The sequence below is a fragment of the Pseudomonas sp. PVC-5-1 genome, from assembly GCF_057444345.1.
Window position 1 is genome coordinate 1 of sequence record NZ_CM172024.1, and the last position, 26,285, is coordinate 26,285.

Genomic DNA, 26,285 nt, shown 5'->3' on the forward strand with positions numbered 1-26,285 from the left:
GTGTCAGTGGAACTTTGGCAGCAGTGCGTGGAGCTTCTGCGCGATGAACTGCCTGCCCAGCAATTCAACACCTGGATCCGTCCGCTACAGGTCGAAGCCGAAGGCGACGAGTTGCGCGTCTATGCGCCTAACCGTTTCGTTCTCGATTGGGTCAATGAAAAGTACCTGGGTCGTTTGCTCGAGCTGTTGGGCGAAAACGGCAGCGGCATTGCGCCTGCCCTTTCCTTGTTGATCGGCAGCCGTCGCAGCTCCGCGCCACGTGCCGCACCCAACGCGCCAGTAAGTGCTGCGGTGGCCGCCTCGCTGGCCCAGAGCCAGGCCCAGAGCCAGACACAGAAGGCAGTGCCGGCAGCGGTCGAACCCGTCGCCGTCGCGGCGGCCGAGCCTGTGCTGGTCGATGAACTGGCCGAGCCATCCTCGCGTGACAGCTTCGATGCCATGGCCGAGCCGGCTTCTGCGTCGGCCGGCAGTGCCCGGACCGAACAGCGCACCGTGCAGGTAGAAGGTGCGCTCAAACACACCAGTTACCTGAACCGCACCTTCACCTTCGACACCTTCGTCGAAGGTAAGTCGAACCAGCTGGCGCGCGCGGCTGCCTGGCAGGTGGCAGACAACCCCAAGCATGGTTACAACCCGCTCTTCCTTTATGGTGGTGTGGGCCTGGGTAAAACCCACCTCATGCATGCTGTGGGTAACCACCTGCTGAAGAAGAACCCGAACGCCAAGGTCGTGTACCTGCATTCGGAGCGCTTCGTCGCGGACATGGTCAAGGCGCTGCAACTCAACGCCATCAATGAATTCAAGCGTTTCTACCGCTCGGTGGATGCGTTGCTGATCGACGATATCCAGTTCTTTGCCCGTAAAGAGCGCTCGCAGGAAGAGTTTTTCCACACCTTCAACGCCCTGCTTGAGGGGGGCCAGCAGGTAATCCTTACCTCTGACCGCTACCCCAAGGAGATCGAAGGCCTGGAAGAGCGTCTGAAGTCGCGCTTTGGTTGGGGCCTGACGGTGGCCGTCGAGCCACCAGAGCTGGAAACCCGCGTGGCGATCCTGATGAAGAAGGCCGACCAGGCCAAGGTCGAACTGCCGCATGACGCGGCCTTCTTCATTGCCCAGCGCATCCGTTCCAACGTCCGTGAACTGGAAGGCGCATTGAAGCGGGTGATCGCTCACTCGCACTTCATGGGGCGCGACATCACCATCGAACTGATTCGTGAGTCGCTCAAGGACCTGCTGGCGCTCCAGGACAAACTGGTCAGTGTGGATAACATTCAGCGTACCGTCGCCGAGTACTACAAGATCAAGATCTCCGATCTGTTGTCCAAGCGTCGTTCGCGTTCCGTGGCGCGTCCACGCCAGGTGGCCATGGCCCTGTCCAAGGAGCTGACTAACCACAGTCTGCCGGAAATCGGCGACATGTTCGGTGGTCGCGACCATACGACCGTGCTGCACGCCTGCCGCAAGATCAACGAACTGAAGGAATCCGACGCGGACATCCGCGAGGACTACAAGAACCTGCTGCGGACGCTGACGACCTGATGGCCGTCTGCGCAGCTAATTGAAGGCAAGGGACTAGACCATGCATTTCACCATTCAACGCGAAGCCCTGTTGAAACCCCTGCAACTGGTCGCCGGTGTCGTCGAGCGCCGTCAGACCTTGCCGGTCCTGTCCAACGTATTGCTGGTCGTGCAAGGCCAGCAACTGTCGTTGACCGGTACCGACCTGGAAGTCGAACTGGTAGGCCGCGTGCAACTGGAAGAGCCGGCCGAGCCTGGCGAAATCACTGTCCCGGCCCGCAAGCTGATGGACATTTGCAAAAGCCTGCCGAACGACGCCCTGATCGATATCAAGGTCGACGAGCAGAAACTGTTGGTCAAGGCCGGCCGTAGCCGCTTTACCCTGTCGACCCTGCCAGCCAATGACTTTCCGACCGTGGAAGAAGGCCCGGGCTCGCTGACCTGCAACCTGGAACAGAGCAAGCTGCGCCGTCTGATCGAGCGCACCAGTTTCGCCATGGCCCAGCAGGATGTGCGCTACTACCTCAACGGTATGCTGCTGGAGGTTTCCCGCAACACCCTACGAGCTGTGTCCACTGACGGTCATCGCCTGGCGCTGTGCTCCATGAGCGCACCGATCGAGCAGGATGATCGCCACCAGGTCATCGTGCCACGCAAAGGTATCCTCGAACTGGCACGCCTGCTGACCGACCCGGAAGGCATGGTCAGCATCGTCCTGGGCCAGCACCACATTCGCGCCACCACCGGTGAATTCACCTTCACTTCCAAGCTGGTGGACGGCAAGTTCCCGGACTACGAGCGCGTACTGCCCAAGGGCGGTGACAAGCTGGTGGTCGGCGACCGTCAGGCGCTGCGTGAAGCCTTCAGCCGTACTGCGATTCTTTCCAACGAAAAGTACCGCGGTATCCGCCTGCAACTGGCTGCTGGCCAACTGAAGATCCAGGCCAACAACCCCGAGCAGGAAGAAGCTGAAGAAGAAATCAGCGTGGACTACGAAGGTAGTTCGCTGGAAATCGGCTTCAACGTCAGCTACCTGCTGGACGTGCTGGGCGTAATGACTACCGAGCAAGTTCGTCTGATCCTGTCCGATTCCAACAGCAGTGCCCTGCTGCAGGAAGCTGGCAATGACGATTCTTCCTACGTTGTCATGCCAATGCGTCTGTAACCCGTAGCAGGCGAAATGTCTCTTCGACGTATCATGGTCACCGCGGTGCGCAACTTGCACCCGGTGACACTCTCACCGTCCCCCCGCATCAACATCCTTTACGGCGCCAACGGCAGCGGCAAAACCAGCGTGCTTGAGGCCGTGCACCTGCTCGGGCTGGCGCGCTCGTTCCGCAGCACCCGCCTGAACCCGGTTATCCAGTACGAACAACCGGCCTGTACCGTGTTCGGCGAAGTGCAATTGGCCGAGGGTGGCAGCAGTAATCTGGGTGTATCCCGGGAGCGGCAGGGGGAGTTCACTATTCGCATTGATGGGCAGAATGCGCGGAGTGCGGCGCAACTGGCTGAATTGCTACCGCTCCAGCTCATCAATCCGGACAGTTTCCGCTTGTTGGAAGGCGCTCCGAAAATACGCCGCCAGTTCCTGGATTGGGGGGTGTTCCACGTGGAACCTCGTTTTCTGCCAGCCTGGCAACGGCTGCAGAAGGCACTGCGGCAGCGGAACTCATGGTTGCGGCATGGTACACTTGACCCAGCTTCGCAAGCCGCCTGGGACCGGGAATTGTGCCTGGCCAGTGCGGAAATAGATGAATACCGTCGCAACTACATCAAGGCCTTGAAGCCCGTCTTCGAGCGAACCCTGAGCGAACTGGTCGAGCTGGACGGGTTGACCCTTAGCTACTACCGAGGCTGGGACAAGGACCGGGAACTGCAAGAAGTACTCGCTTCCTCTCTCCTTCGCGATCAGCAGATGGGCCACACTCAGGCCGGTCCGCAGCGTGCTGATCTGCGTCTTCGTCTGGCTGCCAACAATGCAGCCGACATCCTGTCGCGTGGTCAGCAAAAGCTGGTGGTGTGCGCATTGCGCATTGCCCAAGGCCACCTCGTTAGTCAGGCTCGCCGCGGTCACTGTATTTATCTCGTGGATGACTTGCCGTCCGAACTGGACGACCAGCATCGCCGCGCGCTGTGTCGCTTGCTTGAAGAATTACGCTGCCAGGTGTTCATCACCTGTGTAGATCACGAATTACTGAGGGAAGGCTGGCAGACGGAAACGCCAGTTGCTTTGTTCCACGTGGAACAAGGCCGTATCACCCAGACCCACGACCATCGGGAGTGAATGCATGAGCGAAAATCAAACGTACGACTCCTCCAGCATCAAGGTGCTGAAAGGTTTGGATGCCGTGCGCAAGCGCCCCGGCATGTACATTGGCGACACCGATGATGGTAGCGGCCTGCACCACATGGTCTTCGAGGTGGTCGACAACTCGATCGACGAAGCCCTCGCCGGTCACTGCGATGACATCACCGTCATCATCCACCCGGACGAATCCATCAGTGTGCGCGACAACGGTCGCGGCATTCCGGTCGACGTGCATAAAGAAGAAGGCGTTTCCGCAGCCGAGGTCATCATGACCGTGCTGCACGCTGGCGGTAAGTTCGACGACAACTCCTACAAGGTATCCGGCGGTTTGCACGGCGTAGGTGTTTCTGTAGTGAACGCCCTGTCTGAGAAACTGGTACTGACCGTTCGCCGTAGCGGCAAGATCTGGGAACAGACCTACGTTCACGGTGTTCCACAGGCACCGATGGCGGTTGTCGGTGACAGCGAAACCACCGGTACCCACATCCACTTCAAGCCTTCGGCTGAAACCTTCAAGAACATTCACTTCAGCTGGGACATCCTGGCCAAGCGTATCCGCGAACTGTCGTTCCTCAACTCGGGCGTTGGCATCCTGCTGAAGGATGAACGTAGCGGTAAGGAAGAGTTCTTCAAGTACGAAGGCGGCCTGCGTGCGTTCGTCGAATACCTGAACACCAACAAGACCCCGGTCAACTCCCAGGTATTCCACTTCAACGTACAGCGTGACGATGGCGTGGGTGTTGAAGTCGCCCTGCAGTGGAACGACAGCTTCAACGAAAACCTGTTGTGCTTCACCAACAACATTCCGCAGCGTGATGGCGGTACTCACCTGGTGGGCTTCCGTTCCTCGCTGACCCGTAGCCTGAACAGCTATATCGAACAGGAAGGCCTGGCCAAGAAGAACAAGGTGGCGACTACTGGTGACGACGCCCGTGAAGGCCTGACCGCGATCATCTCGGTGAAGGTACCGGACCCTAAGTTCAGCTCGCAGACCAAGGACAAGCTGGTCTCCTCGGAGGTGAAAACCGCCGTGGAACAGGAGATGAACAAGTACTTCGCCGACTTCCTGCTGGAAAACCCGAACGAGGCCAAGGCCGTCGTTGGCAAGATGATCGATGCTGCCCGTGCCCGTGAAGCGGCACGTAAAGCCCGTGAAATGACTCGCCGTAAAGGCGCGCTGGATATTGCTGGCCTGCCAGGCAAACTGGCGGACTGCCAGGAAAAGGACCCTGCCCTTTCCGAACTGTACCTGGTGGAGGGTGACTCCGCGGGTGGCTCGGCCAAGCAAGGCCGCAACCGTCGTACCCAGGCAATCCTGCCGTTGAAGGGTAAAATCCTCAACGTCGAGAAAGCGCGCTTCGACAAGATGATCTCGTCCCAGGAAGTGGGCACGCTGATCACTGCACTGGGCTGCGGTATCGGCCGCGAAGAGTACAACATCGACAAGCTGCGTTATCACAACATCATCATCATGACCGATGCTGACGTTGACGGTTCGCACATCCGTACCCTGCTGCTGACCTTCTTCTTCCGTCAGCTGCCGGAGCTGGTCGAGCGCGGCTACATCTACATTGCCCAGCCACCGCTGTACAAGGTGAAGAAAGGCAAGCAGGAGCAGTACATCAAGGACGACGAGGCCATGGAAGAGTACATGACCCAGTCGGCCCTGGAAGATGCCAGCCTGCACCTGGACGAGTCGGCACCAGCGGTTTCCGGTGTGCAGTTGGAAGCACTGGTGAATGAATTCCGTAGTGTCATGAAGACACTCAAGCGTCTGTCTCGCTTGTACCCGGAAGAGCTGACCGAGCACTTCATCTACCTGCCGGAGGTCAGCCTGGAACAGCTGGGTGACCACGCTGTGATGCAAGCCTGGCTGGCACAGTTCCAGGAACGTCTGAATAACAGCCAGAAGTCCGGCCTGGTTTACAAAGCCAGCCTGCGCGAAGACAAAGAGCGCAACGTATGGTTGCCAGAAGTGGAGGTTACGTCCCACGGCCTGGCCAGCTATGTCACCTTCAACCGAGACTTCTTTGGCAGCAATGACTACCGTACCGTAGTCAACATTGGTGCCAAGCTGTCCAGCTTGTTGGGCGAAGGTGCTTATGTGCAGCGCGGTGAGCGCCGCAAGGCAATTGTCGAGTTCAAGGAAGGCCTGGATTGGCTGATGAACGAAACCACCAAGCGCCACACCATCCAGCGATACAAAGGGCTGGGCGAGATGAACCCTGAGCAGCTGTGGGAAACCACCATGGACCCAACCGTCCGCCGTATGCTCAAGGTCACCATCGAGGATGCGATCGCTGCCGACCAGATCTTCAACACCCTGATGGGTGATGCGGTCGAGCCGCGTCGTGACTTCATCGAAAGCAACGCGCTGTCGGTATCGAACCTGGATTTCTGATCCGGTGTAGATCGCCAGGCACTAAAAAGCCCGCGAAAGCGGGCTTTTTAGTGCCTGTAGAAATCAGTAACCGCTGAGGACGTTGACGATCACACCACTGGCAATAGCCACCAGCACATAGTCCCCGTTGACATACAACCAGCGGTGATCACGTGGTGGCGCATACAGGTGGCGTGCTTTCCAGTCGGTCACCCAGTAACGGTCGCCACGGTAGTGCGGGTCAACCACGTGGCCACGCTGCCACTGCTGATGCGGAACCGGCATGCCCGGTTGTGGGAGGAAATTCGGGTCGCGATAAGCGGGACCGCGGCCATTATCATGTCGGCCTTGGTACTGTGGCTGACCATGCGGTGGGTTGCCTTGGTGCAATGGCCGCCATCATGCCGGTCAGGTGGGCCTGGCTGCGCGAAACTGGCCAAGGGGGCGCTGAGCATGAGCGTGGCGCAGATCACGGTCAGGGTTGTCTTCATTTTGCGGTCCTCTGCATGTTGACGCCTGGCGGAAGCTGACTGGCTGCCAGGTTCGGTTAACTGATCAGACCACAATCATTCCCGCTTAATGTCAGGACAGAGGTAAAGGTCCGGTAAAGGTCTGAGGAGGCGCGGTGGATGGCACCGGCTTCGCCGGGGTTCGCGGGTGAACCCGCTCCCACAGGATGTGTGTTGCCCTCGGGAATAAGCAGGCCCTTGTAGAGCGCGTTAACCGAAGGCGTCAATTCAGGCCAAGCTCCTTCAACCGGCGATACAGGGTGCGCTCGCTCAGGCCAAGGTGACGGGCCAGTTCACTGCGCGAGCCCTTGAACTGTTGCAGTGCCTGGGCCAGCTCACCCAGGTGATTGCGCCGGCCATCTGCCGTGATCGCCCCTGTCGACCCAATGTCCTCCGGCAAATGCTCGGGCCGGATAAGTCCGTCGTCCGCAAACAAACGCGCCCTTTCCAGAATGTTGCGGAGTTCGCGAATATTGCCTGGGAATGGATGCAGCACGAGTTTCTGCAAGGCCTCGTCGCTCAGCCTGGGTGTCGGCTTGCCGGCCATGCGCTGCAGCAGGCTCTGGGCGAGCAACGGCAGGTCTTCTGCTCGTTCGCGCAATGCCGGCAGACGTATCGGGAAGCCGCTGATGCGGTAGTACAGGTCTTCGCGGAAGGTGCCGTCCGCGACCATTTGCTTCAGCGGTTTATGGGTTGCCGATACCAGGCGGAAATCCGAATGCACCGTACGCAGGCTACCCACCGGGCGGAAGCTGCCGGACTCGATCAGGCGCAGCAGCTTCACTTGCATCGCCAGCGGGACCTCGCCAATTTCATCCAGAAAAAGGGTGCCACCATGCGCCGCTTCAGCCAGACCGATCTTGCGCTGGTTGGCGCCAGTGAACGCGCCCTTCTCGTAGCCGAACAACTCGCTCTCGAACAACGATTCGGTCAGGCCGGTACAGTCAACCACCACCAACGGGCCGTTGGCCCGGGGGCTACCCAAGTGCACTGCGCGGGCGAACAGTTCCTTGCCGGTACCCGACTCACCCTGTAGCAACACCGGGATCTGCGCCGGTGCCGCACGTTGCAGGCTGGCCAGGGCCGCTTTGAACGCTGGCGCGCGGCCGACCAGCCCTTGTTCCTGAGGCTGCGCCGACGCGAGGGTGATGCTGGTCAGGCGTTCGACAAAGGCCACCACCCTGCCCTGTTCATCCAGGATCGGCCGCAGCTCTACATCCACATGCTCGGGGCCGCGTGGCGTGTGATGAATGTGCAAAACCCGCTCCGGCGCCTTGCTGTGCCACGCCTTGCGCATCGGGCAATGCTCGCCGGCCTGGTCGCAAGGCACAGCGTAGTGGTGCGAGACCTTGTGGCATTTCTCACCCAGCGGCGCCTGCTCATGGCGACCGAACTGGCGGCGATAGGCAGCGTTGGCCGCCAGGATGTTGTAGTCGGTATCTAGCACGATGGTTGGCAGGGCATCGTGCTCAAGATAGGAAACCAAAGCTAGGATGAGGGGATGGGCTTCAGGCATGACGGCACCGATTGGATGACCGGCGCAGGGTAACAAGGACTGCCAAACACTGCCATTGGCTGACAGTCGACTGCCATCTGCGCTGCCACTGTCGTCGGCAATTGTCAGCAACGGGCCGGTTTTATTGGCCAGAGCGCAGGAAAATGCCTGGCATGCATCTTGATAAACCTCCTGGCACTGCCTACGCCTGTACAAGGCTGGGCGGATAAATTGGAGAACGCGATGATCATCGGCAACAACCTGCACGTGGACGCCTTTTACGACAAGGCGACCTCGACCATCAGCTACTTGGTCATGGACGGCGAAACGCGCAAGTGTGCGTTGATCGACAGTGTCCTGGACTATGACCCCAAGTCGGGGCGTACCTGCACTGCTTCGGCGGACCAGTTGATTAACCGGGTGAAGGAGCTGCGAGCTGACGTGCAGTGGGTGCTGGAAACCCATGTGCATGCCGACCACCTTTCGGCGGCGGCCTATTTGAAGGAAAAGCTTGGCGGCCATACCGCCATCGGCGCGCATATCACCCAGGTACAGAAAGTGTTCGGTGCCCTGTTCAACGCCGAGCCTGGCTTCGCCCGCGATGGCAGCCAGTTCGATGTGCTTTTCGAGGACGAGGAAGGTTTCCGCATTGGCAACCTGCATGCCCGTGCGTTGCACACCCCGGGGCACACACCTGCGTGCATGAGCTTCATGATCGAGGACGCCGGCGAGACAGCGGTGTTCGTCGGCGACACCCTGTTCATGCCCGACTACGGTACTGCCCGTTGCGACTTCCCTGGGGCTGATGCTCGCACCCTGTACCGCTCGATCCGTCGCCTGCTGGCCTTCCCCGACCAGACCCGGCTGTTCATGTGCCACGACTACCTGCCAGGTGGCCGTGACATGCAGTACGTCACCACCGTGGCCGAGCAGCGCGCCAACAATATTCATATCCACCAGGGCATCGATGAGGACAGCTTCGTCGCCATGCGTGAAGCCCGCGACAAGACCCTCGACATGCCCGTGCTGATCCTGCCTTCGGTGCAGGTGAACATGCGCAGCGGCCAGTTCCCCGCGCCGGAAGATAACGGTGTGAGCTACCTGAAGATTCCGCTGAACAAGCTGTGACCGCCCTGCCCCATAACCAGATTTACAGGATTTACCGCCATGCCTGCCTTGTTGTCCCCTGCCAATACCGACCACCACAAAGTGGTCATCGTCGGTGCCGGCGCCGCCGGAATCGCCACCGCTTCCAGCTTGATCAGCCGTGACCCGTCGCTGGATGTGACCTTGATCGACCCCGCCGAAGTGCATTACTACCAGCCCGGCTGGACCATGGTCGGTGCCGGTGTGTTCAATGCGCCAAGCACTGCTCGCACCATGGCCTCGACCATTCCGCGCGGCGTTCGCTGGATAAAGGCACGTGTGCAGGGGTTCGACCCGCTGGGCCAACTGGTCCTCCTCGAAGGCGGCCGCGCCATCAGTTATGAACAGTTGGTGGTCTGCCCCGGCCTCAAGCTGGATTGGGCGGCCATTGATGGCCTCAGCGAGACCTTGGGCCGCAACGGCGTCACCTCCAACTACCGCTACGACCTGGCGCCCTACACCTGGGAACTGGTACAGAAGCTCAAGCAAGGCCGAGCCCTGTTTTGCCAGCCGCCCATGCCGATCAAGTGCGCAGGCGCGCCGCAGAAGGCGCTGTACCTGTCTTGCGACCACTGGCTGCGGCATGGTCACCTGGGGGCTGTGAAAGCCAGTTTCTTCAATGCCGGCGCAGTACTGTTCGGTGTGGCGGACTACGTGCCCGCACTGATGAAGTACATCGACAAGTACGCAGTGGATCTCAATTTTTCCCATCGCCTGGTCGCCGTGGACGGCCCGAACAAGCGCGCCACCTTCGTGCGCACCTTGGCCGATGGAAGCAGTGAAACCCGTATCGAGGCCTTCGACATGCTGCACGTGGTACCGCCGCAGGTGGCACCGGACTTCATTCGTGAAAGTCCGTTGGCCGACAGTGCCGGCTGGGTCGATGTCGACCCGCACACCTTGCGCCATCGCCACTTCACCAATGTCCATGCCCTTGGGGACGTGACCAACACCAGCAATGCCAAGACCGCCGCCGCTGCACGCAAGCAGGCTCCGGTCGTGGCCAACAATGTACTGGTGGCCCTGGGCAGGTTGCCTACCCTTGCCCAGTACGATGGTTATGGCTCGTGCCCGCTCACAGTCGAGCGCGGCAAGATCGTCCTGGCCGAGTTCACCTATGGCGGCAAGCTGGCTCCAAGCTTTCCCAACTGGTTGCTGGATGGCCGCAAGCCGACACGTCTGGCCTGGTTGCTCAAGGCGCAGGTGCTGCCACCCTTGTACTGGAAAGGCATGCTCAAGGGCCGCGAGTGGCTGGCACGGCCACAGCCGTTGGTAGCCGAGGGTCGGCAGTGATCGAACATCAAATACTGGGAGCGGGCCTGGGCGCGATCATCGGTGCCGTGCTGGCGTTGACCGGTGCCGGCGGTGGCATTCTCGCAGTGCCTTTGCTGGTGTTCGGCCTGGGGCTGTCGATGGTCGAGGCGGCACCGGTCGGCCTGCTGGCCGTAGGCATGGCGGCAGCGGTGGGTGCTGTGCTGGGCTTGCGGCAGGGCCTGGTGCGCTACCGGGCGGCGCTGTTCATCGCATTGATCGGTGTGGCAGCGGCGCCGTTCGGGCTGATGCTGGCGCACCGCCTGCCGAACACGCCACTGCAGTTGGTGTTCGCCGGGGTGTTGGTGTATGCCTGCCTGCGTATCTGGCGCAAGGCGGCCAAGGAACTGCGCGGCGAAGCCAATGATGCCCATCGCTACATCGAACCCTGCGTGCTGAACCCGCTGCAGGGCCGTTTGCGCTGGACCCTGCCCTGCGCGCGCGCCCTGGCCTTTACCGGCGCATTGTCAGGGCTGCTGTCCGGCCTGCTGGGCGTGGGCGGTGGCTTTGTCATCATCCCGGCCCTTAACCGCTACACCAACCTGCGCATGGCCAGCATCGTATCCACTTCGCTGGCGGTGATCGCGCTGGTGTCCACCGGCAGTGTGGTCAGCGCCAGCCTCGCAGGGGTAATGCACTGGCAGGTTGGCGCCCCGTTCGCCGTCGGTGCGGTGCTCGGCCTGCTGCTGGCGCGGCCATTGGCGGCCAGGCTGGCCGGGCCGCGCTTGCAGCAGATGTTTGCCGTGGCCGGTTGGGCTGCGGCCCTGCTGCTGGCCGGCAAGGCGCTACTGGGCTAGCAGCTCGCTCTGTTCTGCCGCGCACAGCGCCAGCAGGTAGTCCCACACTACCCGCAGGCGCACCGACTTGTGCAGTTCGCGGCGGGTGCAGATCCAGTAGCTGCGCTGGATGGTTTCGCCAGGCAGCACGCGCACCAGCGTCGGGTCGTGGCGGGCCATGTAGTTGGGCAGTACGGCGATGCCCAACCCGGCGCGGGCGGCGGTTTGCTGGGCGATCACGCTGGTGCTGCGAAACACCACGTTGGGGGCCCGGCAGAAGCTGTTGAGAAACAGCAGTTCCTGGCTGAACAGCAAGTCATCGACGTAGCCGATCCAGCTGTGCCGGGCCAAGTCCTCGCGGTTGCGCAGCGGGGGCGCGCGATCCAGGTAGTCCTGGCTGGCGTACAGGGCCAGGCGATAGTCGGTGAGTTTGCGGGTGATCAGCAGGTCGGCGTTGGGCCGTTCCAGGTGGATGCTGATCTCCGCCTCGCGGTTGAGGATGCTGACGAAGCGCGGCACTGCCACCAGCTCCACTTCCAGGCCGGGGTAGCGGTCGAACAGCGCATTCATGCGCGGGGTGAAGAACATGATGCCGATGCCTTCGGTCACCCCCAGGCGAATCTTGCCCAGCGGCGTGATGGCCTGGGTGATTTCTTCCTGCGCCAGCAGGGCGACGTTTTCCATGGCTTCGGCGTGCTTGAGCAGGGCCTGGCCCGAGGGGGTCAGTTCATAGCCCTGGGCATGCTGCACGAACAGCGCAGTCCCCAGGCTTTGCTCGATGCTCTCGATGTGCCGGGCCACGGTGCTGTGGGTGGTGTTGAGGCGCTTGGCGGCGGTAAGCAGGCGGCCGCTGCGCTGCAACTCGAGGAAAAACCGCAGATCGTTCCAGTCGAACATGCTGATCCTTTTTGGCAGTTCGTTCCGGCCTCTTCGCGGGCACGCCCGCTCCCACAGGGATCGCGTTACCTTGTGGGAGCGGGCGTGCCCGCGAAGAGGCCAGTACAGACTTACCACTGTGCTAAAACGCACAGCGGCTGCGCGAAATCTCGTGTTTCCTCCACGAAATTACTCACTAAGATGGATCGGGACAAGAATAATAATCAGGCCCGAGGTTGCACATGCCATCAGCCGATTCTGTCTTCGACTACGTGGTCGTAGGTGCCGGTCCCGCCGGTTGCCTGTTGGCCAATCGTTTGTCCGCCGATCCTTCCTGCCGAGTACTGCTGCTGGAAGCGGGTGGGCGCGACAACTATCCCTGGATCCATATCCCCGTCGGTTACCTCTATTGCATCGGCAACCCGCGCACCGACTGGTGCTTCAAGACCGAGGCGCAGCCCGGCCTGGGCGGTCGTGCGCTGGGCTATCCACGCGGCAAGGTGCTGGGTGGCTGCTCCTCGATCAACGGCATGATCTACATGCGCGGCCAGGCCGCCGACTACGACCGATGGGCCGAGCAAGGCAACGACGGCTGGGCCTGGAAGGACGTACTGCCGCTGTTCAAGGCCAGCGAAAGCCACTTTGCCGGCGCCAGCGAGCACCACGGTGGTGATGGCGAATGGCGGGTCGAGCGCCAGCGCTATAGCTGGCCGATCCTCGATGCCTTCCGTGATGCCGCCGAGCAAAGCGGCATCGGCAAGGTCGAGGACTTCAATACCGGCGACAACCAGGGCTGTGGATATTTCCAGGTTAACCAGCGCAGCGGTGTGCGCTGGAACGCTTCCAAGGCTTTTCTACGGCCGATCAAGGATCGCCCCAACCTCACCGTGCTGACCGGCGTTCAGGTTGACCAGGTGCTGCTCAACAACACCCGTGCACGGGCGGTAAAGGCGTTCTGGCAGGGTGCCTGGCACGAGTTTGCGGCACGTCGCGAGATCATCCTCTGTGCGGGTGCTGTGGGCTCTCCCGGTATCCTGCAGCGCTCCGGCATCGGCCCGCGGCAGTTATTGGAAAGCCTGGGCATTGGCGTGCGTCACGACATGCCCGGTGTTGGCGGCAACCTGCAGGATCACCTGCAGCTGCGCCTGATCTACCAGATCCGCAATTCCCGTACCCTGAACCAGATGGCCAACAGCCTGTGGGGCAAGATGGGCATGGGCCTGCGCTACCTCTATGACCGCAGTGGCCCGCTGGCCATGGCCCCGAGCCAGCTGGGTGCATTCGTGCGTTCAAGCCCGCAACAGGCCACCGCCAACCTGCAGTACCACGTGCAGCCGCTGTCACTTGAGCGATTCGGCGAACCACTGCACACGTTCCCGGCCTTTACCGCCTCGGTGTGCAACCTGCGCCCGGCCAGCCGCGGGCGTATCGATATCCGCAGCAGCGACATGAACAGCACGCCGCTGATCGACCCCAACTACCTCAGCGACCCCCAGGACCTGCGCGTCGCCGCCGATGCCATTCGTCTTACCCGGCGTATCGTCCAGGCCCCTGCCCTCGCTGCGTTCGACCCAAAGGAATACCTGCCGGGCCCAGCCCTGCAAACCGAAGAAGAGCTGTTCGAAGCCGCCGGCAAGATCGGCACCACCATCTTCCACCCGGTAGGCACCTGCCGCATGGGCAATGGCGAACTGGACGTTGTGGATAACCAGTTGCGCGTACACGGCATCCCTGGGCTGCGCGTGGCGGACGCCTCGATCATGCCGCAGATCACCTCCGGCAATACTTGTTCACCCACCCTGATGATCGCCGAGAAGGCGGCGCAACTGATCCTCAAAGGAGCTGCCACCCAGACCTATCTGAACGAAGACGCGATACCGACGCCCTGACCCCGGGTGCGTGCAGTACCGGCAGCTGGCGGTCAGAAGCTGCCGACAGTGGAACAACAAGAATAATCACTGTGGCCTGCGGGCCGAGGACAGCAACGATGTCGGATTACATCCAAGAGCAGGGTGCGGCGGCCAGCAGCTCCAGCCGTCGCGAAGAACGCAAGATCATCTTCGCGTCATCCCTCGGGACAGTTTTCGAGTGGTATGACTTTTTTCTCTATGGTGCGCTGGCAGCGGTCATCAGCAAGCAGTTCTTCGCTGGCGTGAACGACACCACCGCCTTCATCTTTGCCCTCATGGCCTTTGCCGCCGGCTTCCTGGTGCGGCCGTTCGGTGCGCTTGTGTTCGGCCGGCTGGGCGACATGATCGGGCGCAAGTACACCTTCCTGGTCACCATCGTGCTGATGGGCCTGTCCACCTTCGCGGTGGGGTTGTTGCCCACCTACGCCAGCATCGGCATCGCGGCACCGATCATCCTGGTGGTCCTGCGCATGCTGCAGGGGCTGGCGCTGGGTGGTGAATACGGCGGTGCGGCCACCTATGTGGCCGAGCATGCGTCGCCCGGCAAGCGCGGTTTCCACACGGGTTTCATTCAGTCCACCGCCACCCTTGGCCTGTTGTTGTCGCTGGTGGTGGTGCTGGGCAGCCGCTATATCAGTGGCGACCAGTTCGAAACCTGGGGCTGGCGCCTGCCGTTCCTGCTGTCGATCGTGCTGCTGGCGATTTCCACCTGGATCCGCATGAGCATGCACGAGTCGCCGGCCTTCGTGAAAATGAAGGCCCAGGGCAAGGTCAGCAAGTCGCCGATCCGTGAGTCGTTCACCTCCTGGCCGAACCTTAAAGTGGTGCTCACCGCCCTGTTCAGCATCAACGCCGGGCAGGCCGTGACCTTCTACACGGCGCAGTTCTACGTGCTGTTCTTCATGACCCAGATGCTGAAGATGGACCCGGCCCAGGCCAACACCCTGCTGATCATCAGCGTGGTCATTGGTGCGCCGTTCTTCGTGTTCTTCGGCTGGTTGTCCGACCGTATTGGCCGCAAGCCGATCCTGATGCTCGGCCTGCTCCTGGCCACGGTGCTGTACTTCCCGCTGTTCAAGGCGCTGAGCCACTACGCCAACCCACAGATCGACGCGGCCAGCCGCCAGGCGCCGATCGTGGTCACTGCCGACCCGAGAGGCTGTACTTTCCAGTTCGACCCGGTAGGCAAGGCGCGCTTCGACAGCCCCTGCGACAAGGTCAAGACATTCCTGGTCAAGCAGGGCTTGCCATACAGCTCGGTGGATGTGGCAGGTAGCGATGTGGTGGTGAACATCGGTGACAAGACCATCAACGGCTTCGACGAAGCGGCCATGCGTGCGGCGGTGGAACAGGCTGGCTACCCGGCCAAGGCCGACCCTGGGCAGGTCAACCAAGTGATGGTGGTGGTGCTGATCGTGGCGATGATCCTGATCGCGACCATGACCTATGGCCCGCTGGCGGCGGTGATGGTCGAGCTGTTCCCCACTCGCATCCGCTACACCTCCATGTCACTGCCCTACCACATTGGCAACGGCTGGTTCGGTGGCTTCCTGCCAACGGTGTCGTTCGCGCTGGTGGTGTACACCGGGGATATCTTCTATGGGCTGTGGTACCCGGTGCTGGTGACCGGGATCAGCCTGGTGGTGGGGATCTTCTGCCTGAAAGAAACCAGGGATGTGGATATCGACAAGATCTGACGGTTGGCACGGGCTTCTTGTAGGAGCGGCTTTGTGTCGCGAAAGGGCTGCAAAGCGGCCCCGGGGCATCAGCAGTGATGCACAAATTGCTGGGGCTGCCTTGCAGCCCTATCGCGACACAAGGCCGCTCCTACACCGATCACCTACACCCGCATGAGCCCATAAAAAAACCGGCTGTAAAAGCCGGTTTTCTTATGCCCCAAAAAAACTTATGCACGATTTTCAGAAAAATGTCATACACAGAAATAAATAGCTAATTCAACCACTTAGCGATCACTTCTGGCTTTTAATCCAAAAACAGTTCACAAGTTATCCACAGATGGTCAGGCCATCTGTTCCTGGGGTTTTTCCTCTGCTGGCGGCAGCGAACCCATGGCCCGCTGGGTCGCTTCGTTCCACGCCGCAGCGCGGTCGTTGAGCTCGGCAATGGCCCGTGGCCCGGTGCCGTTGGCGTACATCGGCTCGCCAATCACCACCTCGATTGTGCCCGCGCGCTTGCCCCAGCCGGTCTTGGGCCAGAACTTGCCGGCGTTATGGGCAATCGGCAGCACCGGCAGGCCGGCATTCACTGCCAGCGCGGTACCGCCACGGGAGAACTTGCCCATGGTGCCGAATGGCACGCGGGTGCCTTCCGGGAAGATCAGCACCCAGGTCTTCTGCTTGAGCAGCTCGTCACCCTTGCTGGCTACCTGGCGCAGGGCTTCCTTGGGGTTATCTCGGTTGATCGCGATCGGCCGCAGCATGGCCATGGCCCAACCGAAGAACGGCACGTACAGTAACTCGCGCTTGAGCACCTGGCTCAGCGGCGAGAAATACTGGGAAAGGAAGAAGGTTTCCCAGGTGCTCTGGTGGTTGGACAGGATCACGCAAGGCTCATCAGGCACGTTCTCGGCGCCAGTGATCTTGTAGTCGATACCCAGGATGGTGCGCACCAGGAACAACGCGCAACGGCACCAGTACACGTTGATGAACTTGTAGCGCTTGGGGAACGACAGGAACGGCGCGACGAAGAAGCTCAGCGAGCACCACAGCAGCGAACTGGTGCCCAGCAGCAGGTAAAAAAGAAAGATTCTGATCGCCTGCAGGATCGACATAGTGGCTTGTACCATTGCGGGGCATGCCCGCCTGAGAAAAATGCGCCCGAAGGCGCACTGTTTAAATTAGTTCTCTGGCGATAGCTGCCAGATCGTCGAAAATCAGTGTAGTTTCCGGGACGCCTTTTTCCAGGGTCCGCTCGCCCTTGCCGGTTTTCACCAACACGGGTTGTGCACCGACGGCCAGGGCGGCCTCCAGGTCACCTTTGCTGTCGCCAACGAACCAGACGCCTTCCAGGCCGACCTGGTAATGCTCGGCGATCGCCCGCAGCATGCCAGGCTTGGGCTTGCGGCAATCGCAGCCTTCGTCCGGCCCGTGCGGGCAATACACGATGTGGCCCACTTCGCCACCCTGCTCGGCCACCAGCGCGCGCAGGCGCGCGTGCATGGCCTCGAGGGTAGTCAGCGCATAGTAGCCACGGGCAATGCCGGACTGGTTGGTGGCCACGGCCACCGTCCAGCCCGCCTTGCTCAACTGCGCGATCGCATCGACCGAGCCAGGGATCGGCACCCACTCGTCCAGCGTCTTGATGTAGGCGTCGGAGTCGTAGTTGATTACTCCGTCACGGTCGAGAATCAGCAGTTTCAAGGCTTACCCCAGCAGCGAAATGTCGGCCACGCCCAGGAACAGGCCGCGCAGGCGGCTGAGCAGGGCATAACGGTTGGCGCGTACCTTGGCATCCTCGGCGTTGACCATCACCGCCTCGAAGAAGGCGTCGACCGGGTCACGCAGGGCCGCCAGGCGGGCCAGCGATTCGCTGTACTGGCGTGCAGCAGCCATCGGTTGCACGGCCTGGTCGGCCTGCTGGATGGCCGAGTACAGGGAGAACTCGTTGGCGTTGTCGAAGTACTTCGGCTCGACGTGATCGGCGATGGCGCCTTCGGCCTTGCTCAGCAGGTTCGACACGCGCTTGTTCACCGCGGCCAGGGCCTCGGCTTCCGGCAGCTTGCGGAAGGCTTGTACAGCCTGCACGCGCTGGTCGAAGTCCAAGGCAGAACCTGGCTGCAGGGCACGGACCGACAGGTAGGTGGCCACGTCGATGCCTTCGTCTTCGTAACGCGCACGCAGGCGGTCGAAGATGAACTCCAGCACCTGTTCGGCCAGGCCGGCGGCCTTGACCTTGGTGCCGAACTGCTTGACCGCGAACTCGACCGCACCGGTCAGGTCCAGGTCCAGCTGCTTCTCGATCAGGATACGCAGCACGCCCAGGGCGGCACGGCGCAGGGCGTACGGGTCCTTGCTGCCGGTAGGCAGCATGCCGATGCCGAAGATGCCGACCAGGGTGTCGAGCTTGTCGGCGATGGCCACGGCAGCACCGGTAAGGGTCTGCGGCAGCTCGGCGCCGGCACCGCGCGGCATGTACTGCTCGTTCAGGGCCAGGGCCACGTCTTCCGGCTCACCGTCGTTGAGCGCGTAGTAGTAACCGGCAACACCCTGCATCTCAGGGAATTCGCCGACCATCTCGGTGGCCAGGTCGCACTTCGACAGCAGGCCGGCACGGCCGGCGCGCTGGGCGTCGCCGCCGATCAGCGGGGCGATGAAGGCGGCCAGCCTGGAAACGCGCTCGGCCTTGTCGTACACGGTACCCAGCTGAGCCTGGAACACCACGTTCTTCAGGCGCTCGTTGAAGGTTTCCAGCGGCTGCTTCTTGTCCTGCTTGAAGAAGAACTCGGCGTCGGTCAGGCGTGGGCGCACGACCTTCTCGTTGCCTTGCACGATCTGCTTCGGGTCGCGGCTCTCGACGTTGGCCACGGTGATGAAGCGCGGCAGCAGCTTGCCTTCGCTGTCCAGCAGGCAGAAGTACTTCTGGTTGTCCTGCATGGTGGTGATCAGGGCTTCCTGTGGCACTTCGAGGAAACGCTCCTCGAACGAGCACACCAGCGGCACTGGCCACTCGACCAGGGCGGTCACTTCGTCCAGCAGCGCCGGCGGCACGATGGCGCTGCCTTCCTGCTGCATGGCCAGCTCGGCGGTACGCTTGCTGATCAGCTCGCGGCGCTCGGCGAAGTCGGCCAGCACGTAGGCTTTGCGCAGGTCTTCGACGTAGTTGGCCGGGGTGGTGATGACCACGTTTTCCGGGTGGTGGAAGCGGTGGCCACGGGATTCACGGCCTGCCTTCTGCGACAGGATGGTGCAGTCGACCACTTGGTCGCCCAGCAGCATCACCAGCCATTGGGTCGGGCGCACGAACTCTTCACGGCTGGCCGCCCAGCGCATGCGCTTGGGGATCGGCAGGTCGTTGAGCGAGTCTTCGACGATGGTCGGCAGCAGGCCGGTGGTGGCCTTGCCCGGGATGTGCTGGGAGAAGCGCAGCTTGGGGCCGCTCTGGTCGATTTCCGACAGCTCCACACCGCATTTCTTGGCAAAGCCCAAGGCAGCCTGGGTCGGCTCGCCGTCTTTGAAAGCAGCCTGCAGGGGCGGGCCGTCGATATTGATGCTGCGGTCAGGCTGTTGCACGTCCAGCTGGCGGATCAGCACGGCCAAGCGGCGCGGCGCGGCGTAAACCTGCTTGCCGGTGTAGTTCAGGCCAGCGGCCTGCAGGCCCTTCTCGATACCCGCCAGGAAGGCTTCGCCAAGGCTGGCGAGGGCCTTCGGTGGCAGCTCCTCGGTGCCCAGTTCTACCAGGAAATCTTGAGCACTCATTGTGCAGCCTCCAGCTTAGCCAACACTTCGTCACGCAGTTCAGGGGTGGCCATCGGGAAGCCCAGGCGTGCGCGGGCTTGCAGATAGCTTTGCGCCACGTCCCGGGCCAGGGTACGTACACGCAGGATGTAGCGCTGGCGCTCGGTTACCGAGATGGCGCGGCGGGCGTCCAGCAGGTTGAAGGTGTGCGAGGCCTTCAGGACCATTTCATAGGTCGGCAGCGGCAGCTCAAGCTTGATCAGGCGGTTGGCTTCGCTTTCGTAGAAGTCGAACAGCTCGAACAGCTTGTCGACGTTGGCGTGCTCGAAGTTGTAGGTCGACTGCTCCACCTCGTTTTGGTGGAACACGTCGCCGTAGGTGACCTTGCCGAACGGGCCGTCGGCCCACACCAGGTCGTACACCGAGTCGACGCCCTGGATGTACATGGCCAGGCGCTCCAGGCCGTAGGTGATTTCACCAGTGACTGGGTAGCACTCGATGCCGCCTACCTGCTGGAAGTAGGTGAACTGGGTGACTTCCATGCCGTTGAGCCAGATTTCCCAGCCCAGGCCCCAGGCGCCGAGGGTCGGCGATTCCCAGTTGTCTTCGACGAAGCGAATGTCGTGGACCAGCGGGTCCAGGCCGATGGCTTTCAGCGAGCCGAGGTACAGCTCCTGGAAGTTGGCCGGGTTGGGCTTCAGTACCACCTGGAACTGGTAGTAGTGCTGCAGGCGGTTGGGGTTTTCGCCATACCGCCCGTCGGCAGGGCGACGGCTTGGCTGCACATAGGCGGCGTTCCAGGTTTCTGGACCCACGGCGCGCAGGAATGTAGCGGTGTGGAAAGTGCCGGCGCCTACTTCCATATCGTAGGGCTGAAGCACCACACAACCTTGCTCGGCCCAGTAGTTCTGCAGGGCGAGGATCAGGTCTTGGAAGGTACGCACGGCTGGCGTAGGCTGGCTCACGAAATTCACCTGTATCTGGGGATGCGGATGTAAAGAGCGGGAGTATAACCTGATTCGCCTCGCCCTCTACTCATTGGAGCCTTATGCCACGCTGCTTTTGGTGTACCGACGATCCGTTGTACCAGGCCTACCACGACCAGGAATGGGGAACACCCCAGCGTGACCCGGCGTTGCTGTTCGAGATGCTTTTGCTCGAAGGGTTCCAGGCGGGGCTTTCGTGGATCACCGTATTGCGTAAACGCGAGCGTTATCGCGAGGTGATGCACGGCTTCGATCCGGTGAAACTCGCCGTCATGAGCGACGAACGCATCGAGGAGCTGATGCAGGATGCCGGCATCATCCGCAACCGCCTCAAGCTCAAGGCTGCCAGGCGTAATGCCCAGGCCTGGCTGGCTGTGGACAACCCCGCCGACTGGCTCTGGTCATTCGTCGGTGGTGCGCCGAAGATCAACCACTTCACTGGCCGCAGCGAGGTGCCAGCGGTTACCGATGAAGCCAAGGCGATGAGCAAAGCCATGCAGAAAGCCGGCTTCACGTTCGTTGGCCCTACCATCTGCTATGCCTTCATGCAGGCCACCGGCATGGTCATGGACCACACCACCGATTGCGATCGCTACGCCGCCTTGTTGCGCTGAGGGGTTACAATGCGCGCCTTGCTGAAATAAGGAATTCGCCTGTGGAAAAGTTCAAGGGCGCCCTGATGGTCGGGGTGCTGCGCCTGTTTGCCAAGCTGCCCTGGGGCGCTGTGCAGCGCGTTGGCGCCGGTATCGGCTGGCTGATGTGGAAGATCCCCAACGGCTCGCGCAATGTCGTGCGCATCAACCTCGCCAAGTGCTTCCCGGAGATGGACCCGGCCGAGCGCGAGCAGCTGGTGGGCCGCGCGTTGAAGGATATCGGTAAATCCTTCGTCGAAAGTGCCTGTGCCTGGATCTGGCCGCCGCAGCGCTCGCTGGAGCTGGTCAAGGAAGTGCACGGCCTGGAAGTGCTGGAGCAGGCGTTGGCCTCGGGCAAGGGCGTGGTCGGCATCACCAGCCACCTGGGTAACTGGGAAGTGCTGAACCACTTCTACTGCAACCAGTGCAAACCGATCATCTTCTATCGCCCGCCGAAGCTGAAGGCGGTGGATGACCTGCTGCGCGAGCAGCGGGTGCAGATGGGCAACCGCGTGGCGCCTTCGACCAAGGAAGGCATCCTCAGCGTGATCAAGGAAGTGCGCCGTGGTGGTCAGGTGGGTATTCCTGCCGACCCGGAGCCGGCGGAGTCGGCCGGGGTGTTCGTGCCGTTCCTGGGTACCCAGGCGCTGACCAGCAAGTTCGTTCCGAACATGCTGGCCGGGGGCAAGGCGGTTGGGGTGTTCCTGCATGCCCTGCGGTTGCCTGACGGCTCGGGCTTCAAGGTGTTCCTGGAGGCGGCGCCGGAAGAGATGTACAGCACCGACGTGACCGTGTCGGCGGCGGCGATGAGCAAGGTGGTCGAGCGCTATGTGCGCGAGTACCCGAGCCAGTACATGTGGAGCATGAAGCGCTTCAAGAAGCGCCCGGCTGGCGAGCCACGCTGGTACTGAGATTTTCACTGTCCCCTGTGGGAGCGGGTTTACCCGCGAATGCGTCGGTGAATCCAACATCGCATTCGCGGGTGAACCCGCTCCCACAGGGACCGCGTTAACCTGATGTCTTGCTGAGCTTCTTCAGAAACACCGTCATCTCTTTCTCGGCCTGCTTGTCCCCATGGGCCTGCGCCGCCACGATCCCCTCCTCCCAGGCCTTGCGCGCCGCCGCCAGGTCACCCTGCAGCTGATGCGCCTTGCCCAGCAGCTTCCACGCCGCCGAGTACTTCGGGTCCTGTTCCACGCACCGTGCCAGATGCACCGCCGCTTCAGCACCATTGCCTTCGTCCAGCCAGGCCTTGCCCAGGCCGAACCTCAACAACGGGTTATCCACACCCTTGGCCAGCATCTTCTCCAGCGATTCGCGCATGCCCTGTGCTCCTAGAAGAAACTCAAGCCGACGTGGAACAGCTTCTCCACATCCCGGATATGCTTTTTATCCACAACGAACAGGATCACATGGTCGCCCGATTCGATCATGGTGTCGTCGTGGGCAATCATCACCTCTTCGTCACGAATGATCGCGCCGATGGTGGTGCCCGGTGGCAGCGCGATGTCTTCGATCGCCTTGCCGACCACCTTGCTCGACTTCGAATCCCCGTGCGCCACCGCTTCGATCGCCTCGGCCGCGCCGCGGCGCAGCGAGTGTACGCTGACGATGTCGCCCCGGCGCACGTGCGCCAGCAGGGTGCCGATGGTGGCCAACTGTGGGCTGATGGCAATGTCGATGTCGCCACCCTGCACCAGGTCGACATAGGCCGGGTTGTTGATGATGGTCATCACCTTGCGGGCGCCCAGGCGCTTGGCCAGCAGCGACGACATGATGTTGGCCTCGTCGTCGTTGGTCAGGGCCAGGAAGATGTCGGCGTCGGCGATGTTCTCCTCCAGCATCAGGTCCTTGTCCGAGGCGCTGCCCTGCAGCACCACGGTGCTTTCCAGGGTGTCGGAGAGGTGTCGGCAACGGGCCGGACTCATCTCGATGATCTTCACCTGGTAGCGGCTTTCGATGGCCTCGGCCAGGCGTTCGCCGATCTGCCCGCCACCGGCGATGACCACACGCTTGTTGGTTTCGTCGATACGGCGCAGCTCACCCATCACCGCGCGGATGTCCTTCTTCGCGGCGATGAAGAACACTTCGTCGTCTGCTTCGATCACCGTGTCGCCCCGCGGGGTGATCGGGCGGTCGCGGCGGAAGATGGCCGCCACGCGGGTGTCGACGTTGGGCATGTGCGCGCGGATCTGGCGCAGTTGCTGGCCTACCAGCGGGCCACCGTAGTACGCCTTCACTGCCACCAGTTGGGCCTTGCCTTCTGCGAAGTCGATCACCTGCAGCGAGCCCGGGTGCTCGATCAGGCGCTTGATGTAGTTGGTCACCACCTGCTCGGGGCTGATCAGTACGTCGACCGGGATATGGTCGTTGTCGAACAGCTCTTCGCGGGTCAGGTAGGCCGACTCGCGCACCCGGGCAATTTTGGTCGGGGTGTGGAAAAGCGAATAGGCCACCTGGCAGGCGACCATGTTGGTTTCGTCGCTGTTGGTTACCGCCACCAGCATGTCGGCGTCGTCGGCACCGGCCTGGCGCAGCACCGTAGGCAGCGAGCCGCGGCCTTGCACGGTGCGGATATCCAGGCGGTCGCCCAGGTCGCGCAGGCGGTCGCCGTCAGTGTCGACCACGGTGATGTCGTTGGCTTCGCTGGCCAGGTGCTCCGCCAGCGTACCGCCTACCTGTCCTGCGCCGAGGATGATGATCTTCATCCGCTACTCCCTACCTTTTGTTCTTATCCGCGCGAGGCGGCGATCTTGATCAGCTTGGCATAGTAGAAACCGTCGTGGCCGCCTTCCTGGGCCAACAACTGGCGGCCGTGGGGCTGGCGCAGGCCGGCTTCGGTGGCCAGGTCCAGCTCACGGGCGCCCGGGGTGCGGGCAAGGAAGGCATCGATCACTTCGGTGTTCTCGGTCGGCAGGCTGGAGCAGGTGGCGTACAGCAGCATGCCGCCCACTTCCAGGGTCGGCCACAGGGCATCGAGCAGCTCGCCTTGCAGCGTGGCCAGGGCCGGGATGTCGTCGGCCTGACGGGTCAGCTTGATGTCAGGGTGGCGGCGGATCACGCCGGTGGCCGAACAGGGGGCATCGAGCAGAATGCGCTGGAACGGCTTGCCGTCCCACCAGCTGGCGGTGTTGCGGGCATCGCAGGCGATCAGCTCGGCGTCCAATTGCAGGCGGTCGAGGTTCTCGCGCACGCGGGTCAGGCGCTTGGCTTCGAGGTCGATGGCCACCACGTGGGCCAGGCCGGCTTCGGCTTCCAGCAGGTGGCAGGTCTTGCCACCCGGTGCACAGCAGGCGTCGAGCACGCGCTGGCCGGGGGCCAGTTCCAGCAGGTCGGCGGACAGCTGCGCGGCTTCGTCCTGCACGCTCACCCAGCCTTCGGCAAAGCCTGGCAGGCCGCGCACATCGCAGGCTTCGGCCAACACGATACCGTCACGGCTGTACTGGCAGGCGCTGGCGCCAACGCCTGCCTCGGCCAGCAGTGCCAGGTAGGCATCGCGGCTGTGGTGGCGACGGTTGACCCGCAGGATCATCGGCGGGTGGGCGTTGTTGGCGGCGCAGATGGCCTCCCACTGCTCTGGCCAGAAGGCCTTGAGCGACTTCTGCAGCCAGCGCGGGTGGGCAGTGCGTACCACCGGGTCGCGCTCCATGCCGGCCAGCAATTCTTCGCCTTCGCGTTGGGCGCGACGCAGCACGGCATTGAGCAGGCCTTTGGCCCACGGTTTCTTCAGCTTGTCGGCACAGCCGACGGTCTCGCCGATGGCCGCGTGGGCCGGGATACGGCTGTAGAACAGCTGGTACAGGCCGACCAGCAGCAACGCCTGCACATCGGCATCGGCGGCCTTGAACGGCTTCTGCAGCAGCTGCGCCGCCAGCAGGTCCAGGCGTGGCTGCCAGCGCGCGGTGCCGAATGCCAGGTCCTGGGTCAGGCCGCGGTCGCGTTCATCGACCTTGTCCAGTTGCGCTGGCAGCGAACTGTTCAGCGAGGCCTTGCCACTGAGTACAGCGGCAAGGGCACGGGCGGCGGCGAGACGTGGGTTCATTGGCCCAGCACCTTGCCGCTGGCGAATTTCTCGCGACGGCTGTTGAACAGGTCGCTGAAGTTCAGTGCCTTGCCGCCGGGCAGTTGCAGACGGGTCAGGCTCAGTGCCTGGTCACCGCAGGCGACAACCAGGCCGTCCTTGCTGGCGGAGAGGATCTCACCCGGGTTGCCTATCGCTGTGGACAAGTTGGCGGCCAGCACTTTCACGCTTTCGCCATCGAGGGTGCTGTGGCACACCGGCCACGGGTTGAAGGCACGGATCAGGCGTTCCAGCTCGACGGCCGGGCGGCTCCAATCGATGCGCGCTTCGTCCTTGTTCAGCTTGTGCGCGTAGGTGGCCAGGGCATCGTCCTGCACTTCACCCTGCAGCGAACCATCGGCCAGGCCGGCGATGGCTTGTACGACTGCGGGCGGGCCCATCTCGGCCAAGCGGTCGTGCAGGCTGCCGCCGGTGTCCTCGGCGCTGATCGGCGTGACCACCTTGAGCAGCATCGGGCCGGTGTCCAGGCCCGCTTCCATACGCATCACGGTCACACCGCTCTCGGCGTCGCCGGCTTCCACGGCGCGCTGGATTGGTGCGGCACCGCGCCAGCGTGGCAGCAGGGAGGCATGGCTGTTGATACAGCCCAGGCGCGGGATATCCAGCACCACCTGCGGCAGGATCAGGCCGTAGGCGACCACTACCATCAGGTCCGGCTTCAGCGCCGCAAGTTCGGCCTGGGCTTCGGCGTTGCGCAGGGTCGGCGGTTGGAACACCGGGATGTCATGGGCCACAGCCAGTTGCTTGACCGGGCTCGGCATCAGCTTCTGGCCACGGCCAGCGGGGCGGTCGGGCTGGGTGTAGACGGCCACGATCTCGTACGGGCTGTCGAGCAGGGCCTTGAGGTGTTCGGCGGCAAACTCTGGAGTGCCTGCAAAGACGATGCGCATGGAGTTCTCGCTTCAAAAAAGAAAAAGGCTTGCCGGAGCAAGCCTTCTGGAAG

At 62.3% G+C, this 26,285-nt stretch carries 21 protein-coding genes and 1 pseudogene; 11 read left to right on the plus strand and 11 right to left on the minus strand.

The window, feature by feature from the left end:
• The 4 genes from dnaA to gyrB are packed head-to-tail and all read left to right on the plus strand — an operon-like array spanning window position 1 to window position 6,227.
• Window positions 1-1,539, plus strand: a complete 1,539-nt coding sequence (gene dnaA / locus AC2T3R_RS00005) for a chromosomal replication initiator protein DnaA (RefSeq protein ID WP_024087935.1) — start codon at window positions 1-3, stop codon at window positions 1,537-1,539.
• A gap of 40 nt (window positions 1,540-1,579) precedes the next feature.
• Window positions 1,580-2,683 carry a DNA polymerase III subunit beta gene (gene dnaN / locus AC2T3R_RS00010; RefSeq protein WP_003260019.1) on the plus strand — a complete coding sequence of 368 codons (1,104 nt, stop codon included), beginning with the start codon at window positions 1,580-1,582 and terminating at the stop codon, window positions 2,681-2,683.
• 15 nt (window positions 2,684-2,698) lie between these two features.
• Window positions 2,699-3,802 (plus strand): DNA replication/repair protein RecF, encoded by a 1,104-nt coding sequence (recF, locus tag AC2T3R_RS00015; protein WP_003260018.1) that lies wholly within the window; start codon window positions 2,699-2,701, stop codon window positions 3,800-3,802.
• Between the two features lie 4 nt (window positions 3,803-3,806).
• Window positions 3,807-6,227, plus strand: coding sequence for a DNA topoisomerase (ATP-hydrolyzing) subunit B (gene gyrB, locus AC2T3R_RS00020; RefSeq protein ID WP_013970249.1), 2,421 nt, complete (start codon window positions 3,807-3,809; stop codon window positions 6,225-6,227).
• Window positions 6,228-6,290: 63 nt separating this feature from the next.
• On the opposite strand, the pseudogene AC2T3R_RS00025 reads toward gyrB, so the two are convergent.
• Both AC2T3R_RS00025 and AC2T3R_RS00030 read right to left on the minus strand, forming a co-directional pair.
• A pseudogene (locus AC2T3R_RS00025) lies at window positions 6,291-6,697 on the minus strand (RcnB family protein).
• Between the two features lie 241 nt (window positions 6,698-6,938).
• Window positions 6,939-8,231, minus strand: coding sequence for a sigma-54 interaction domain-containing protein (locus tag AC2T3R_RS00030; protein ID WP_085721401.1), 1,293 nt, complete (start codon window positions 8,229-8,231; stop codon window positions 6,939-6,941).
• A 222-nt stretch (window positions 8,232-8,453) separates the two neighbouring features.
• Here AC2T3R_RS00030 and AC2T3R_RS00035 point away from each other — a divergent pair, with 222 nt between their 5' ends.
• From AC2T3R_RS00035 to AC2T3R_RS00045, 3 genes are read left to right on the plus strand one after another with little or no spacing between them, the layout of a single operon-like run.
• Complete coding sequence (locus tag AC2T3R_RS00035; RefSeq protein WP_015268429.1) at window positions 8,454-9,338, plus strand: MBL fold metallo-hydrolase; 885 nt, start codon at window positions 8,454-8,456, stop codon at window positions 9,336-9,338.
• A 39-nt stretch (window positions 9,339-9,377) separates the two neighbouring features.
• The gene (locus AC2T3R_RS00040) at window positions 9,378-10,649 is read left to right on the plus strand and encodes an NAD(P)/FAD-dependent oxidoreductase (protein ID WP_410951400.1); all 1,272 of its coding nucleotides are present in this window, start codon (window positions 9,378-9,380) and stop codon (window positions 10,647-10,649) included.
• A complete protein-coding gene (locus tag AC2T3R_RS00045) occupies window positions 10,646-11,464 on the plus strand; it encodes a sulfite exporter TauE/SafE family protein (RefSeq protein WP_013970254.1) in 819 nt (272 codons plus the stop codon). The genes AC2T3R_RS00040 and AC2T3R_RS00045 overlap by 4 nt, the downstream gene beginning before the upstream one ends.
• On the opposite strand, the gene AC2T3R_RS00050 is transcribed toward AC2T3R_RS00045, so the two are convergent.
• Complete coding sequence (locus tag AC2T3R_RS00050; protein WP_013970255.1) at window positions 11,453-12,340, minus strand: LysR family transcriptional regulator; 888 nt, start codon at window positions 12,338-12,340, stop codon at window positions 11,453-11,455. The genes AC2T3R_RS00045 and AC2T3R_RS00050 overlap by 12 nt on opposite strands.
• A 221-nt stretch (window positions 12,341-12,561) precedes the next feature.
• On the opposite strand from AC2T3R_RS00050, the gene AC2T3R_RS00055 reads away from it, so the two are divergent.
• Both AC2T3R_RS00055 and AC2T3R_RS00060 read left to right on the plus strand, forming a co-directional pair.
• A complete protein-coding gene (locus AC2T3R_RS00055) occupies window positions 12,562-14,208 on the plus strand; it encodes a GMC family oxidoreductase (protein WP_486744466.1) in 1,647 nt (548 codons plus the stop codon).
• Between the two features lie 98 nt (window positions 14,209-14,306).
• Window positions 14,307-15,926, plus strand: a complete 1,620-nt coding sequence (locus AC2T3R_RS00060; RefSeq protein ID WP_486744467.1) for an MFS transporter — start codon at window positions 14,307-14,309, stop codon at window positions 15,924-15,926.
• A 323-nt stretch (window positions 15,927-16,249) separates the two neighbouring features.
• Here the strand turns inward: AC2T3R_RS00060 and AC2T3R_RS00065 are convergent, their stop codons facing one another.
• From AC2T3R_RS00065 to glyQ, 4 genes are read right to left on the minus strand one after another with little or no spacing between them, the layout of a single operon-like run.
• Window positions 16,250-17,035 carry a lysophospholipid acyltransferase family protein gene (locus AC2T3R_RS00065; RefSeq protein WP_025337179.1) on the minus strand — a complete coding sequence of 262 codons (786 nt, stop codon included), beginning with the start codon at window positions 17,033-17,035 and terminating at the stop codon, window positions 16,250-16,252.
• A 46-nt stretch (window positions 17,036-17,081) separates the two neighbouring features.
• A complete protein-coding gene (gmhB, locus tag AC2T3R_RS00070; protein ID WP_015268435.1) occupies window positions 17,082-17,609 on the minus strand; it encodes a D-glycero-beta-D-manno-heptose 1,7-bisphosphate 7-phosphatase in 528 nt (175 codons plus the stop codon).
• Window positions 17,610-17,612: 3 nt separating this feature from the next.
• On the minus strand, window positions 17,613-19,664 hold the full coding sequence (gene glyS / locus AC2T3R_RS00075; RefSeq protein ID WP_486744468.1) for a glycine--tRNA ligase subunit beta: 2,052 nt from the start codon (window positions 19,662-19,664) through the stop codon (window positions 17,613-17,615).
• Complete coding sequence (gene glyQ / locus AC2T3R_RS00080) at window positions 19,661-20,608, minus strand: glycine--tRNA ligase subunit alpha (RefSeq protein WP_013970261.1); 948 nt, start codon at window positions 20,606-20,608, stop codon at window positions 19,661-19,663. The genes glyS and glyQ overlap by 4 nt, the downstream gene beginning before the upstream one ends.
• 83 nt (window positions 20,609-20,691) lie before the next feature.
• Between glyQ and AC2T3R_RS00085 the strand changes: the two genes are divergently transcribed.
• Together AC2T3R_RS00085 and AC2T3R_RS00090 are read left to right on the plus strand one after the other, a co-directional pair.
• Complete coding sequence (locus AC2T3R_RS00085) at window positions 20,692-21,243, plus strand: DNA-3-methyladenine glycosylase I (RefSeq protein WP_486744469.1); 552 nt, start codon at window positions 20,692-20,694, stop codon at window positions 21,241-21,243.
• A 41-nt stretch (window positions 21,244-21,284) separates the two neighbouring features.
• Complete coding sequence (locus AC2T3R_RS00090) at window positions 21,285-22,172, plus strand: lysophospholipid acyltransferase (RefSeq protein ID WP_003260003.1); 888 nt, start codon at window positions 21,285-21,287, stop codon at window positions 22,170-22,172.
• 97 nt (window positions 22,173-22,269) lie between these two features.
• Here AC2T3R_RS00090 and AC2T3R_RS00095 read toward each other — a convergent pair whose 3' ends face one another.
• The 4 genes from AC2T3R_RS00095 to fmt are packed head-to-tail and all read right to left on the minus strand — an operon-like array spanning window position 22,270 to window position 26,232.
• Window positions 22,270-22,584 (minus strand): tetratricopeptide repeat protein, encoded by a 315-nt coding sequence (locus AC2T3R_RS00095; protein WP_015268437.1) that lies wholly within the window; start codon window positions 22,582-22,584, stop codon window positions 22,270-22,272.
• Window positions 22,585-22,595: 11 nt separating this feature from the next.
• Window positions 22,596-23,969: a Trk system potassium transporter TrkA gene (gene trkA / locus AC2T3R_RS00100; RefSeq protein ID WP_013970264.1), complete on the minus strand. Its 1,374-nt coding sequence runs from the start codon at window positions 23,967-23,969 to the stop codon at window positions 22,596-22,598.
• 23 nt (window positions 23,970-23,992) lie between these two features.
• Window positions 23,993-25,303: a 16S rRNA (cytosine(967)-C(5))-methyltransferase RsmB gene (gene rsmB / locus AC2T3R_RS00105; RefSeq protein WP_410951395.1), complete on the minus strand. Its 1,311-nt coding sequence runs from the start codon at window positions 25,301-25,303 to the stop codon at window positions 23,993-23,995.
• Complete coding sequence (gene fmt, locus AC2T3R_RS00110; RefSeq protein WP_410951394.1) at window positions 25,300-26,232, minus strand: methionyl-tRNA formyltransferase; 933 nt, start codon at window positions 26,230-26,232, stop codon at window positions 25,300-25,302. Before fmt ends, rsmB begins: the two co-directional genes overlap by 4 nt.
• Between the last annotated feature and the right edge of the window lie 53 nt (window positions 26,233-26,285).

Bases quoted from the DNA above. Each gene is read 5' to 3' on its own strand.
- gyrB (WP_013970249.1), top strand. From the start codon at position 3,807: ATGAGCGAAAATCAAACGTACGACTCCTCCAGCATCAAGGTGCTGAAA.
- glyS (WP_486744468.1), bottom strand. From the start codon at position 19,664: ATGAGTGCTCAAGATTTCCTGGTAGAACTGGGCACCGAGGAGCTGCCA.
- AC2T3R_RS00030 (WP_085721401.1), bottom strand. From the start codon at position 8,231: ATGCCTGAAGCCCATCCCCTCATCCTAGCTTTGGTTTCCTATCTTGAG.
- dnaN (WP_003260019.1), top strand. From the start codon at position 1,580: ATGCATTTCACCATTCAACGCGAAGCCCTGTTGAAACCCCTGCAACTG.
- AC2T3R_RS00060 (WP_486744467.1), top strand. From the start codon at position 14,307: ATGTCGGATTACATCCAAGAGCAGGGTGCGGCGGCCAGCAGCTCCAGC.
- AC2T3R_RS00065 (WP_025337179.1), bottom strand. From the start codon at position 17,035: ATGGTACAAGCCACTATGTCGATCCTGCAGGCGATCAGAATCTTTCTT.
- AC2T3R_RS00050 (WP_013970255.1), bottom strand. From the start codon at position 12,340: ATGTTCGACTGGAACGATCTGCGGTTTTTCCTCGAGTTGCAGCGCAGC.
- AC2T3R_RS00095 (WP_015268437.1), bottom strand. From the start codon at position 22,584: ATGCGCGAATCGCTGGAGAAGATGCTGGCCAAGGGTGTGGATAACCCG.
- AC2T3R_RS00035 (WP_015268429.1), top strand. From the start codon at position 8,454: ATGATCATCGGCAACAACCTGCACGTGGACGCCTTTTACGACAAGGCG.
- recF (WP_003260018.1), top strand. From the start codon at position 2,699: ATGTCTCTTCGACGTATCATGGTCACCGCGGTGCGCAACTTGCACCCG.
- trkA (WP_013970264.1), bottom strand. From the start codon at position 23,969: ATGAAGATCATCATCCTCGGCGCAGGACAGGTAGGCGGTACGCTGGCG.
- rsmB (WP_410951395.1), bottom strand. From the start codon at position 25,303: ATGAACCCACGTCTCGCCGCCGCCCGTGCCCTTGCCGCTGTACTCAGT.
- AC2T3R_RS00055 (WP_486744466.1), top strand. From the start codon at position 12,562: ATGCCATCAGCCGATTCTGTCTTCGACTACGTGGTCGTAGGTGCCGGT.
- fmt (WP_410951394.1), bottom strand. From the start codon at position 26,232: ATGCGCATCGTCTTTGCAGGCACTCCAGAGTTTGCCGCCGAACACCTC.
- AC2T3R_RS00085 (WP_486744469.1), top strand. From the start codon at position 20,692: ATGCCACGCTGCTTTTGGTGTACCGACGATCCGTTGTACCAGGCCTAC.
- AC2T3R_RS00040 (WP_410951400.1), top strand. From the start codon at position 9,378: ATGCCTGCCTTGTTGTCCCCTGCCAATACCGACCACCACAAAGTGGTC.